The organism is Sorangium sp. So ce302 (genome assembly GCF_051530145.1).
In the GTDB taxonomy this organism is placed as follows: domain Bacteria; phylum Myxococcota_A; class Polyangia; order Polyangiales; family Polyangiaceae; genus Sorangium; species Sorangium cellulosum_B.
The window spans coordinates 2092022-2104867 of record NZ_CP150326.1 but is presented as its reverse complement, the minus strand read 5'-3'; the positions used below and the strand labels follow the sequence as shown (position 1 = coordinate 2104867).

Sequence of the window (12846 nt, the reverse complement as noted above, 5' to 3'; positions counted from 1 at the left end):
GGACAGCGGGACGCCCGTCTGCGCGAACAGGCCGAGCGGCCTCGTCATCGCTCACGGACTGACGAGCTGGACCATGACTTCAGAGCTCCGGTGGAGCGGTCATGTGTCCCTCATTGCATTTGACGCGGCTCGATCCAAAGCTCGACTCATCGCGAGATAGTGCTTGGATAATTCGTTTGAGATCCGTACGGTGTCGCCGAAAGGGGAAGACGCCATGACAACCTGCCGCAATCGTTCGAGCGCCGTCGCCGCGCTGTGTGCCGCCTTCGCGCTCGTCTCGACGTCGTGCGCGTCCGGAGATCCGGGCGCGCCGGCGGCCGGAGAGATCCACGTTTCGCACGTGGGCAAGGATACGGTCAGCACGTTCCTGAACCGGCTCGCGACAGAGACTGGCCAGGTCGTCGTGACCCGCGCCAGCGTCGATGACGCCTGGCAGAGCGTCACTCTGAGAGAAGAGCGCGGGGCCTCGCTCTACCTCGTGGAGGGGCCGCTGCCCAGCGCGGCGCTCCCGGGCGAGCGCGCGCGCGTCGGCGGGATCGCCGCCGTCGCCGTCCCGACGGGCCGCGACCCCCATGACTGGCTCGGCTCGCACCGCCTTCACGCGGAGCCGATCGGGGCGCACGAGGTGGCCCTGTCGCGCGCTCCGGCAGCACAGGGGACCCGCGCTCCGGCCGGGACGCGCGCGCGGCTCGACGGCGACGCCGCCGAGCTGCCCGAGCTCCACATCGACGCCGCGTTCCTCGAGGCGCGGCTCAAGGAGCTCTCCGGCGCCGCGCCCGTGACCGTCGGCGGCCGCTCGACGGTCATCCGCGAGCGCGGCTCCGAGGACGGACGCGCGCTCGCCCGCGGCTGGATGCGCCAGCAATTCGAGGCGATCGGGTTCACCGTCGAGGAGCACGCCTATCAGAGCGGCTGGAGCCGGGGCGTCAACCTGACGGCGGACAGGCCCGGCGCCGATCCGTCGCGCGTCCTCATCCTCTCGGCGCACTACGACTCCATGAGCAACGCCGGCGCCGACGACGACGGCTCAGGCATCGTGTCGTCGCTCGCCATCGCCCGCGCGCTGAAGGACGCGAAGCTGAGCATCGGGCTCCGCGTCGTCGCCTTCGATCAAGAGGAGGACGGCCTCCTCGGCTCACGGGCCTACGCGAGCAAGCTCTACCGGAACGGGCAGATGGATCAGGTGGTCGGCGTCCTGGATCTGGAGATGACAGGCTACGACTCCAACGACGACGGGCACTATCACGTCATCCACTGCAACGAGAACACGTCGTCCGATCTGGCCGCGCTGGTCGAGGAGGCCGCGTCGCACGGCGAGCTCGGGCTGACCCGGGTGGACGCCTGCACGAACCGCAGCGATCACTCGGCGTTCTGGCGCTACGGGGCGCCGGCCGTGGCCATATCGCAGGACTTCTTCGGCGACGACGGCAACCCCTGTTACCACCAGCGCTGCGACCGCGTCGATCAGCTCAACTGGGACTACATGCGGCGGCTGACCGAGGCCGCCGGGCGCGCGGCGATGAAGCTCCTGATGAAGTGATTCGAGCGATCTCGGCGCGCCCTGCGGCGCTACTCTGCCCGCCTCGCCTTCGTCTTCTTCTCTGGCCTGGTCAGCTCGCTGATGGCGGCGGCCAGCGACTGGAAGATCGAGATGTCGTGCAGCTCGATCCCGAGGCCGACCATGCCCTGCGCCATCCTGGGCCCGACGCCGACGAGGCTCACGCGCGCGCCGAGCAGCCGGGTCGCCTGCGCCGTCTGCACCAGCGCCGCCGCGATCGCCTCGTCGACATACGGCACGCCGGTGACGTCGAGCAGCACCCACCGCGCCCCCTCGCGCGCGACGCCAGAGAGCGCGGCCTCCATGATCTGCTGCGCCCTCGTGGCGTCGATCGCGCCTATCAGCGAGACGAGCAGAACCCCGGGCAGCAGCGGGATGACGGGACAGCCGAGCTCCCGCACCGTGCTCGCCAGCGCGCGCTCGCGCTCGTAGGCGGCCGCCAGCATGTCGCGCTCCGCGTGCAGCGTGGCCTCCATGTCATGGTGCTCGAACGCGGCGATCAGGAGCGACACCCACATGGCCAGCGGATGGAGGTTGTCCACGAAGCTCTCCAGGTGCAGCCCTCCCAGCACCAGAGTCCCCCAGTCGCGCGTCGCGCTCACGAGCGGGATCAGCAGGAGATAGCCGCCCGGCTCGTCCGGCAAGGCAGCCGCGCGCAGGGCGGGCGGCGGAAAGTGGGGGGCCGGATAACGGTGCCCCACGAGCGCGGTCAAGGCCGTATCGCTCGGGTACACGGAGTGGACGAGGAACTCCGGCTCGGCCGAGCCCGACGCATCCGCCCAGAGCGCGACGCACCCGACGCCGACGGAGGTCTGCGCCAGCCACTCCAGGCGCTCCTCGGTCCAGGCGTGCTTCGAGGCGAGGAGCCTGCTCATGTGCACCTTGGCGCGGACCAGCCGCTCGAGGCTCCTCACGTTCCGCCGCTCCCACGCAGCGAGGGCCCGCTGCTGCGCGAGCCGCACGCGGTCGAGGAACGTCTCCAGCCGGCGCGCGGCCTCCGGCTCCGGCGCGCCGGCGAGCCGCCGCGCGGCGGTCTGCTCGACGAGCTTCACCACCGCGAGCAGGACCTCGATCTTGTCGTTTTGCGTGACCCCGGCGGCGAAAGCGCGCTGGAGCGTCCCCACGTCCAGCGGCTCCTCCCCGGCGAGCGCCGCGCCGAGGCCCTGCGCGATCACCTCCGCCTCGGGCCAGCCGAGGGGCGCGTCGCCGGACGGCGAGCGCCCCGACCCATCCAGGAGGAGGCTCATCTGCCGGGAAAGCGCGTGCTGCCAGCCGCCCTCCGGCGCCTCGATCGCTGGCGCGACCGGCGCGGCGTTCCACGCGGCGTGGCCGCTTCCGCACGAGCGACGCACCACCAGCTCGGTCGGGCCGCGGGTCACGGGCTCACGAGGGGGGAGGCCGTCGAGCAAGTCGATGAGCCGCTCGACGGCCGTGCTCCCGAGGAGCGCCGGGTCCTGCCGAACCGTGGTGAGCGGCGGATCGCAGTGCTGGGCGGCGTTGATGTCGTCGAACCCCACCACGGCGATGTCCTCGGGCACGCGGTAGCCGTTTGCCCGGATCGCGTTGATGGCGCCAATCGCCATCTCGTCGTTGCCCGCCACGAGCGCGGTACAGAACTTGCCATTGCGCGCGAGCAGCTCGTGGAAGCGCTGCTCGGTATACAAGATCGCACACTCGTGAAACTCGGAGAGCAGGTTGAGGTCGGCCTCGAGCCCGCGCGCGCGCATCGCCTGATCGAATGCCCTGCCCCGCTCGTGGAAATCGTCCGACCCCGTCATGCCGATGTAAGCGATCCGACGATGTCCGAGCCGGATGAGGTGATCGACGAGCACGTGAATCGAATCGTGGTTCTCCGCACGGACGACCGGGCAGCGCGTCCCGAGCGGGGGCGCGCAGAAGATGACACCCGGCTTCCCATCGGAGAGCAGCTCCTCCAGGCCGTCGATGTTGTACATCGCGATCCAGCCGGCCACCTGGCGAAGCGCCACGCCGCGCTCGAAGACGCGCCGAGGCGTCGCGTAGATGAGGAGGAGCTCGTAGCCCCGGGCTCGCGCGGCGCGGTGCATGCCTCGAAAGGCCGTGGCGTTGAAGGAATTGTCGAGGAAGACCGACGCGACGCCGATCACCTTCGATGTGCGCTGATCGACAGGCCCAGTCTTCATCCCGGTCGCGTTCGCCCCCTCATCCCCCGGGCGAGCCTATCACCGTCCTCGCTGAAACGACTCAAGAACTTCGCGCGTGGGCCAGCCGCCGCTCGATCCTGTGTGATGCGATGGGTGCGCGCATGTAAACAATCCTGAGCGGCTGCTTCCGCCGAGGTTCACGCGCGGCGCCGGCCGCGCAGGACGGCCGGGCGAGCACCTTTCTCAGGGCGGCAGACCGCGGGCGCGGTCAGTTGCCTTGAGCGCGCCCGACGGGGAGCGCCGGGCCGACGCAGCCGCAGCCGCACGCGTCGGAGAATTGCTCCTCTCCCGGCGCGCAGATGAAGTCGACGAGGTGGCAGTACTCCGGATCGTGAGAGACGTAGCGGACGTCCGGATCCGCGGCGTCAGGGCAGGTCTCCGGCGCGGGGCCGACGCAGCCACAGCCGCACTCGCTGGAGAAGAGCTTCTCGGGCGGTGAGCAATCGAAGTCGATGCGGGCGCACTCGTTCGGATCGTGAGAGACGTAACGGACGCCTGGATCGCCCTCGTTCGGGCACGTGGGCTCCCCGTCGATGCAGCCGCAGCCGCACCCTGGTTGGGTCATCAGCCGCTGTCCCTCCGCGCAGACGAAGTCGATGAGCGCGCACTCGTCCGGATCTTGAGAGACGTAGTGGACGCCCGGATCGCTCGGATCCGGGCACGCGGGGGGCGGCTCCTCGTCGATGCAGCCGCAGCCGCACCCGGGCTCGGTCATCAGCCGCTGTCCCTCCGCGCAGACGAAGTCGATGAGCGCGCACTCGTCCGGATCTTGAGAGACGTAGTGGACGCCCGGATCGCTCGGATCCGGGCACGCCCCGCCGCCGCCGCCCGTGGGAGGGTCACAGCCGAGCAGTCCGACGATCGAAGAGGCCGCAAGAAGCAACAAGGCACAGACTCGCATGTTGGTCTCCGTATCTTTCTCGTGTGGGTTGGGAGATGCACCTCCCCCTCGAGGCCCGTCTCGAGCCTCCCGGAGGAGCAGAGAGCTGGAATCGACTCAGGGAGCGCCGGGCACGAAGAGCGTCACCGCCCGCCGGAAGACCTCCGGTGAAGACACCTCGATCAGCGCCACTTCCTCGCGCGCGGCGGCGCCGGTCGGCCGGTACACCACGCGGAGCTCTCCGGCGCTCCCCGCCTCGAGGACGACGGGAGCCGCCGTTCCCTCGAGGCTGTACTCGGGCGCCGGGGCGCGCAGCGCGATCCTGTCGATCGCGAGCGGCGCGCCGCAGGCGTGCGCGAGCGCGACGGCGCTGCTGGACGTCGCGCCGGCGGCCGCCTCGGGCAGGGCGAGCTCGCGCTCGACCTCGAAGCAGTCCGCGAGCGGGCGAGGCGACGGCTCGAGGGCGCCGGCCCCGGCGATGAGGTCCGCCGGCTCGGAGCGCAGCGCGCCGCGCCGCGCCTGGAGGCGCAGCTCGTTCCCGCGGAGGCCGTCGATGTCGAGCGCGAAGCTGCCGTCGCCCGCGACAGGCGCGACGACCGGGGGCGCGGTCCCGTCGAGGTTCACCGCCCAGACCACGTCGGCGTCGGTCACGCTCCCGGGCGCGCCGGTGAGCTTTAGCGGGGCGCCGTCGCACTCGTCGCACACCGCGCCGACGACGTCGCCGGCGAGCGCCGGCGGTCGCTCGAAGGGCGGCTCCGGGATGGGGTTCACCCCGCACCCGGCGGCGCAAGCGACGAGAAGGACCGCAAGCCAGCGCATCACGCCGCCCCTCTGTTCAAGAGTCGCGCCAATGCGATCCGCTGCTTTCCGCGGAGATCGCGGCCCCCTTTTGTACCATTCTGTACCATATTGTACCGATGGTACACCACGGCATTGCGCCAGGGGCCGTGGTCGATGGCCGCTACGAGGTCGTGCGCGCGCTCGGGCGCGGCGGGCTCGCCTCGGTCTACGAGGCGCGCGACCGGCTCTTCGATCGCGACGTCGCGATGAAATCGCTGAGCTTCGGCTCCGCGGGCGCGCTCGAGGCGTTCCGGCGGGAGTTCTCGCTGCTCTCGGCCTGCGCTCACCCGCGCCTCCCGCGGGCGTACGACTTCGCCCGGACGACGTCCGGCGGCGCGCCGGGCCGGCCGCTCACGTATGCCACGACGGAGCTCATCCGCGGCCGGACGCTGGCCGAGCACGCGCGGGGGCGCGCCTTCCGCGCTGCCCTGCCCGTCCTGCTCGACGCGCTCGACGCGCTCGGGTGGCTCCACGGCGCCGGCATCGTCCACGGCGACTTCAAGCCCGAGAACGTCCTCGTGCGGGACGACGGCGCGGGCGTGCTCATCGACCTCAGCGCGGCGCGGAGGATGCGCGCGGACGCGGGGGACCTCTCGGGGACGGCGCGGTTCTTCGCGCCAGAGCTCCTCCGGGGGGCCCCGCCGAGCGCGCGCTCCGATCTCTTCGCGGTGGGGCGGACGCTCGAGGCCCTGTTCCCGCTCCTCTCCGGGGCGCCGCCCGCCGCCGTTCGCCGCCTCGCCGAGCGGCTCACCGCCGAGGATCCGGCGAGCCGCCCCTCCGGGGTCGAGGAGGTCCTCGAGGCCCTCTCCGCCGGCGGCCTGCCGCGGCGCGCGCCCGCCGTCGTGAGCGAGCCGGGCGAGATCGTCGGCCGGGAGCGCGAGGTCGAGGCGTTCGGCGCGGCGCTCGAGGCGCTGCTCCGCGGCGAGCGCGGGCCGCGCGCGGTGATCGTCACGGGCGAGGAAGGCGCGGGCAAATCGCGGCTGTTCCGCGAGCTCAAGTGGCGCGCGCAGCTCCGCGCGCAGGTCGTCGAGGGCGCGCCCCGCGGCGACGATCCGCTGCGCGCGCTGCTGGTCCGGGCGCTCGGCGGCGCGAAGCTCCCGGCCGGCGTCGACGCGCTGCTCGGGGCCCGCGGCGAGCTCGCGGGGGCGCGCGGGCGCGAGGGCGAGGCGGCGCGCGGCCCGGGGGATTCGCGCGATGTGCGGGATCCGTACGGATTGCCCGCGCCGCGCCGGCCGCGCGTGCTCGCGATCGACGACGCCCACAGGCTGGGCGCGCACGACCGGGCGCTGCTCGAGGCGCTCGTGCGATCGACCGAGCCGACCGACGCCGTCCTCTGGCTGATCGCCTCCGCGGAGCGGCTCGACGTGGGCGGCGGCGCGGTCGTCGAGCTGCCGCTGGGCCCGCTCGGCGAGGACGCGGTCCGGGTCTGGACCGCGCCCCTCGCCACGGCGGCGCGCACGTCGGACCTCCTGCGCGCGAGCGGCGGCCGACCGCGCGCGCTCAAGGAGCTCTGCGCCGCGCTGGCGCAGCGCAGCCTGAGCGAGGCGGAGCTCGACAGGTTCGTCCACACGACGGGCACCCCGGAGCTCTGGCGGCGGCGCGTGGCGGCGCTCGACCGCGGCGAGGCGCGCGCCCTCGCGGCGCTCGCGGTCGCGGACCCGCTCGGGCCCGAGGCCGCCGCCGCGCTCGGCGTGGGGCGCGCGGCGCTCGACGCGCTCGAGGCCGCGGGGCTCGCGCGGCTCGACGGCGAGGGGTTCCGCCTCGGCCAGCCCGGGCAAGCCAGGGCGCTCCTGCCCTGGCTCGACGCGGGCGTCGTGCGCGAGATCGCGGCCGCGATGGCGGCCCAGCTCGCCGGCGCAGACGAGGCGGCCCTCGGCCCGGCGCTCCGCAGCCAGCGCGCGGCGGACCGGGCGAGGGCGCTCGTGCTCGCGGGCGACCACGAGGCGGCGCGGCGGGCGCTCGCCGCGTCCGGGCCGATGCTCGAGTGGGCGCCGCGCGCCTGGGTGCGCGCGGCGGACGCCGCCTGCGAGGTCCTGCCGGCGCCGCGGACGCTCGTGGCCGCGGCGTCCGCGATCGAGGCGGCCGGCGACCCGCGGCGCGCGCTCTCGCTGCTCGCGCGGGCGAGGCGCGCGGGGCCGCCCGCCGACGTCGGCGCGGAGCTCTCGTACCGGGCGGCGCGCTGCTACGAGAAGCTCGGCAAGGTCGAGCGGGCGCTCTGGCAGCTCGGGCGCGCGCGGGCCCTCTCGCCCGGGCCCTGGGGCGGGCGGCTCGCGAGCCTCTCCGCGCGCTGCCTGCTGCGCCTCGGCCGCTACGACGAGGCCCGGCGCGAGGCGGAGGGGGCGCTCGCGGCGGTCGGATCACGCGAGGTCGAGGGCGCGCCCGCGAGCGGCGAGGCGCGCGAGGCCGCCGCGGAGCTGGCCGAGACGCTGGGCCTCGCGCTCGGGTACCTGAGCGACCAGGCCGGGGCGCTCCAGAGCCTGGCGCGCGCCGTCGCGCTGCGGCCGGCGTCGGGCTCGCCCCGCGCCCGCGCCCGCACGCTCAGCTACCACGCGCTCCACGCCTACCGCGCCGGCGACGCGGCCCTGGCGGCGCGCGGGTTCCAGGAGGCGCTCGACCTGGCCGAGGCCGAGGGCCTCGGCGACCTGCTCGCGACGGCCGCGCTCAACCTGGGGACGGCGAGGCACCAGCTCGGCGACTGGGGCGCGGCGCTGCGCTGCTACGAGCGCGGGCTCCGGGCGGCGATCGCCTTCGCCAAGGAGCGGACCGAGGCGACCCTGCGCTTCAACCTCGCCAAGATCCACGCGGACGTCGGCCTGCTCGAGCGCGCCGAGCTCGCCGTCGCGCGGATGCGAGCGCCCGAGGGCCCGAGGGCCCCCGAGGAGATCGCCGTGGCGGCGCTCGGGCTCGCGGCGGAGATCGCCGCCGCGCGCGGCGCGCTCGGCGAGGCGGCGCGGCTGCTCGAGGAGGCCCGCGCCGGCCACGCGGCGCGCGGCTCGAAGCGCGAGGCGTGCGAGGCGGTGATCCACGCAGCGGAGGTCGCGCTCGCGGCGCGGGACAGGGCCGCGGCGGGCGCGCGGCTGGCCGAGGCCGCGGCGCTGCTCCGGGAGGCCGACGCGGCGGACCTCGCGCTGCGCCACGCGACGGCGGGCGCGGAGCTCGCGCTGGCCCGCGGCGACACGGGCGCGGCCCTCGCGGAGGTGCAGCGGGGCGCGGGCCTCGTGGCGAGGGTCTCGCAGCTCGAGCTCCACGCGAAGCACGAGGAGGTGTCCGCCGAGGTGCTCCGCCTCCGGTCGGCGGCGGCGCTGGCGGAGCGGCACCGCACGGCCGCGCTCGAGTGCTGGGAGCGCATCGGGAGCACGCTCCCCGCCGAGCTCGCCGAGGTCTTCTGGCGGCACCCCCGGCGGGCCGCGCTCCGCGGCGGGCCCGCGCCGCCGGGGGCCCGCATGGAGCTCGTGCTGAAGCTGCTCGAGGTGAACCGGCGCCTGAGCTCGACGCTCGACGCGGAGGAGGTGCTCCGCCTCGCCATGGACGCGGCCATCGAGCTGACCGGCGCCGAGCGGGGGTTCGTGATTCTCGCGTCGCCGTCGCCGGAACCGGGAGGCCACGCGAAGGGCAGGCTCGAGGTCGCTGTCGCGCGGAACCTCGATCGCGAGCGCGTCGGCAAGAGCCAGCTCAAGTTCAGCCACGGGATCGCGAAGCGGGTGGTCGAGCGCGGGGAGGCGGTGCTCACGGTCGACGCGCTGGCCGACGAGCGGTTCCACGGGAACGCGTCCGTGCACGGCCTGCGGCTCCGGTCGATCGTGTGCGTGCCGATCCGCGCGCACGGCGCGGTGCTCGGCGCCGTCTACCTCGACAACCGGTTCCAGCGCGGCAAGTTCGCGGAGGGCGACGCGGATCTGCTCGGCGCGTTCGCGGACCAGATCGCGGTCGCGCTGCACAACGGCAGGTTGATGGCCGAGCTCCGGGACCGCACGCGGGCCCTGGAGGAGGAGCAGCGGCGGGTCGCGGAGCTCATGCGCTCGCAGGCCGACGAGATCGAGCGGCTCTCGCACGAGCTCGAGCGGACCCGGGCGGACGCGCGCCGCGACTTCCCGGAGATCGCCGGGAGGAGCGCGCCGATGCGCGCGGTGCTCGCGCTCTGCGAGCGCGTCGCGGAGAGCGACGTGACCGTGACGGTGACCGGCGAGAGCGGCACCGGCAAGGAGCTCGTCGCGCGCGCGATCCACGCGGGCGGGCCCCGGCGGGACGGGCCGTTCGTGGCGGTCAACTGCGCCGCGCTGCCCGAGGCGCTGCTCGAGTCGGAGCTCTTCGGCCACGTGAAGGGCGCGTTCACCGGCGCGGTCCGCGATCACGGCGGGCTGTTCGTCTCGGCGCGGGGCGGGACGCTGTTCCTCGACGAGCTCGGGGAGGTGCCGCTCGGCGTGCAGGTGAAGCTGCTCCGCGCGCTCCAGGAGCGCTCGATCCGCCCGGTGGGGTCGGACCGGAGCGTCTCGGTGGCCGACGTGCGGGTCGTCTGCGCGACGAACCGGGATCTGCGGGAGGAGGTCGCCCGGGGGCGCTTTCGCGAGGACCTCTACTACCGGGTCAGCGTCATCGAGATCCGCTTGCCGCCGCTGCGCGACCGGCCGGACGACATCCCGGCGATCGCGCAGGCGATCGTCGAGAAGCTCGCGGCGCGCCAGGGCCGCCCGGCGTTCCGGCTGTCCCGGGGCGCGCTCCGGCGGCTCTCGTCGTATGGCTGGCCCGGCAACGTGAGGCAGCTCGAGAACGTGCTCTCGCGCGCGTGCGTGCTCTCGCCGGGCCCGGAGATCGGCGCCGCCGACATCCAGCTGCCGGCGGCGGCGCCCGCGCCGCGGGGCCGGTCGCGCGCCGAGCACCAGGGCGCCGAGGAGGAGCGGATCCGCGCCGCGCTCGAGCTCTCCCGCTGGAACGTGAGCGAGGTGTCGAGGAGCCTCGGGATCCCGAGGATGACGCTGTACCGGAAGCTCGCCCGCTATGGGCTCTTGCGGAAGGAGTGAGGGTCAGCGCGCAAGCTGGGAGGCGTCGCGGCGAGGTGAGGGCGAGCGGAGCGCGGCTCGACTCATGGCCGCGTACTCGGCGTCGTCCGCGACGCTGCGATCGAGCCACGCGCGGGCCTGCGCCCGCACGGCAGGATCGACCTCTGGCTGGCCCGCGATCACCTGCATGAGGCGGATTCTCGCGAGGTGATCGCGCCTGCGCTCCAGGAGAGATGGCCGCTCGTTGAGCTGCAGCACCTCGTCGATCGTGGCTTCGGCGCGCGGATCCCCCTCGATGGCATAGGCGTACTCGTCGCGAAAGCCGATGCTCTGCTCGGGATCCTCCTGCGCGGGATGAACGAGGAGCGGCGCCTCCGCGGCCAGCTTGGCGCGCGCCGAGCGGGCGCGCTTCCGGGGATCACGCAACGGGAACAGGTTCCTCTTGTGCTTCTCGTTGCAGAGCACGCACGAGAAGAGGAGATTGTCCCACGCGTACGCCAGCCAGTAGTACCCCGGGCGCTCGACGGGCGCCGTCCGCGCCTGCTGCACCGCGGCCTTGGGCCGATAATGCTCCACGTCCCCGTGAGCGACGTGCTTCACCTTCGACTCGCAGTAGCAGCACTTGCCGTGGTGAGCCGTCTCCAGCGCCGTCTTCACGGCGGGGTGGGCATAGACGGCAACCTCGAAGTCGAGCGTGGCCGCGCCGCGCTGGATCGACGCGCGCGCGCCGCGGTACGAAGCGCAGACGGCCGCGCGCGCCGCGGGCGCCTTGTCTCGCAGCTTCCTGGGCGCCTGCTCCGGCTTCTTGACCCGGATCATCTGGACGCGCCGCCACCGGCCTTCTTCAGCGAGCGCGCTGCCTGCTGGATGATGTCCATGGCCTCCATCTGCTCGGGCGTCTCGCCGGTCGGCAGCTCGCCGATCTCTCGCTCGACGCGCTCGAGCGCGCGTCGATCCGCCGTCGAGAGGCGGGGCTTGATCAGGATCTCCCGGCGTTCGGCGAGGAGCGCGTCGAGCACAGGCGGCCGCGCGCTCGGCAGCCCGAACAGGTCGCTGGTCAGGATCTGGTCGACACGCCAGTTTCGGACCGCCGCGCCGCTGTTGTCGATGACCACGTGGTCGCCCTCACGACGCAGGACGACGATGTTGGCGTTCTCCGCCGCCTGGACCACGAGCGGGCTGTGCGCGGTGACGATGAACTGGACGTTGGGGAAGCGCTCCGAGAGATAGCTGAGCAGCTTCCGCTGCCAGGCCGGATGCAGGTGCAGATCGATCTCGTCGACGAGGACCACCGCCGGTTCCGCGAGGGGGTTCTCGCTGTCGGGGTAACGCTCGTAGAGGCGGCTGGCGAAGTCGACCATCCACGCGAGCAGGGTCTTGTAGCCGAGGCTCAGGCCCTGGAGGGGCACCCGGCCATAGGGCGTATCGAGCAGGATACCGGGGCGGGGGCGTGCAGGGTTATCGTCCAGATCGGCGAGGATCTGGATGTCCTCGACCTCGGGCAGCAGCTCGATGAGCATCGACCGGACCGCGTCCCGGCGGGCGCGAGCCTGCGCCTGGTGCGGCGAGGGCTTGTTCGCGGCGTAGTCGGCCTGGAGGAGCCACTCCTCGGCGTTGCGCAGGGGCACGTGATCGTGGAAGAGGGTGGCGATCGGATCGTCGTCACGGGGATCCGTCAAGGCGCTCGCGCCCATGCGACGGGAGGCTCCGTAGGCAACACAGAACAGATCGGCCAACTCGACCCGCTTCGCGATATTGCCACGACCTCGGAAATGTTCGACCTTGGCACGCAGTGTCTCCGCGCGAAACTTGGATTCAGGTGCAGAGATCAAGCCGCCGAACGAAATACGGCTCTCGAGGATTGCAGTTCGTGCCGAGGAACGTAGCAGTTCTTCATTGTTGATGAGAAACTTCGATGGCGAAATGATGTGACAGATAACGTACTCGGGCGCTTCGTCAGCCAACACCGGCCGGCTGGCGACGAGCGCCTTCAACAGCGTCGTCTTCCCGACCCCGTTGTTCCCCAGGATCACGGTCCACTGCCGCGGCTTCCCCTCGCCGTTCGACAGGTCGAGCGTCTGCGCCGGCCCGAAGCAGCGCACGTTCTCCAGCGTGAGCGATAAGAAGTAGACGCCACGGGCGCCCTTGCTCGGCCCCAGCTTCCGCGCGACCCGGCGCTTGGCCCCGCCCGCCGCTGCCTTCCTCGTCGTCATCTCGCCTCCCTATCGCCCATCAACCCGGCCAGGGCAAGCCCGGCCGGGAGGGCATGCCCGGGGAGCCAGGGGGTCCTGGTAGCTCCGCCTGCGCGCGCCAGCAGCCCCTCCCCCCGGCTGGCGCCGGTACACCCTGGTCGCTGGGTCGTCGAACTGTCGGGGTCACGGTGCAGGC

Annotated in this window: 7 protein-coding genes; 2 read left to right on the top strand and 5 right to left on the bottom strand. The window is 73.3% G+C overall.

Going from position 1 to position 12846, the window contains the following annotated elements; translation table 11 throughout:
* Nucleotides 1-214 precede the first annotated feature (214 nt).
* Complete coding sequence (locus tag WME73_RS08120) at nucleotides 215-1540, top strand: M28 family metallopeptidase (RefSeq protein ID WP_437915318.1); 1326 nt, start codon at nucleotides 215-217, stop codon at nucleotides 1538-1540.
* A gap of 29 nt (nucleotides 1541-1569) precedes the next feature.
* On the opposite strand, the gene WME73_RS08115 is transcribed toward WME73_RS08120, so the two are convergent.
* The 3 genes from WME73_RS08115 to WME73_RS08105 form a co-directional block, all read right to left on the bottom strand.
* A complete protein-coding gene (locus WME73_RS08115) occupies nucleotides 1570-3720 on the bottom strand; it encodes a substrate-binding domain-containing protein (RefSeq protein WP_437915317.1) in 2151 nt (716 codons plus the stop codon).
* Nucleotides 3721-3949: 229 nt separating this feature from the next.
* A complete protein-coding gene (locus tag WME73_RS08110) occupies nucleotides 3950-4642 on the bottom strand; it encodes a hypothetical protein (protein WP_437744916.1) in 693 nt (230 codons plus the stop codon).
* Nucleotides 4643-4738: 96 nt separating this feature from the next.
* Nucleotides 4739-5440: a hypothetical protein gene (locus tag WME73_RS08105; RefSeq protein WP_437744915.1), complete on the bottom strand. Its 702-nt coding sequence runs from the start codon at nucleotides 5438-5440 to the stop codon at nucleotides 4739-4741.
* Between the two features lie 98 nt (nucleotides 5441-5538).
* On the opposite strand from WME73_RS08105, the gene WME73_RS08100 reads away from it, so the two are divergent.
* Entirely contained in the window at nucleotides 5539-10479 is a 4941-nt protein-coding gene (locus WME73_RS08100) for a sigma 54-interacting transcriptional regulator (RefSeq protein ID WP_437915315.1), read from the top strand.
* Between the two features lie 3 nt (nucleotides 10480-10482).
* On the opposite strand, the gene WME73_RS08095 is transcribed toward WME73_RS08100, so the two are convergent.
* Together WME73_RS08095 and WME73_RS08090 are read right to left on the bottom strand one after the other, a co-directional pair.
* Complete coding sequence (locus WME73_RS08095; protein ID WP_437915314.1) at nucleotides 10483-11277, bottom strand: hypothetical protein; 795 nt, start codon at nucleotides 11275-11277, stop codon at nucleotides 10483-10485.
* Entirely contained in the window at nucleotides 11274-12671 is a 1398-nt protein-coding gene (locus WME73_RS08090; protein WP_437744912.1) for an AAA family ATPase, read from the bottom strand. The genes WME73_RS08095 and WME73_RS08090 overlap by 4 nt, the downstream gene beginning before the upstream one ends.
* Between the last annotated feature and the right edge of the window lie 175 nt (nucleotides 12672-12846).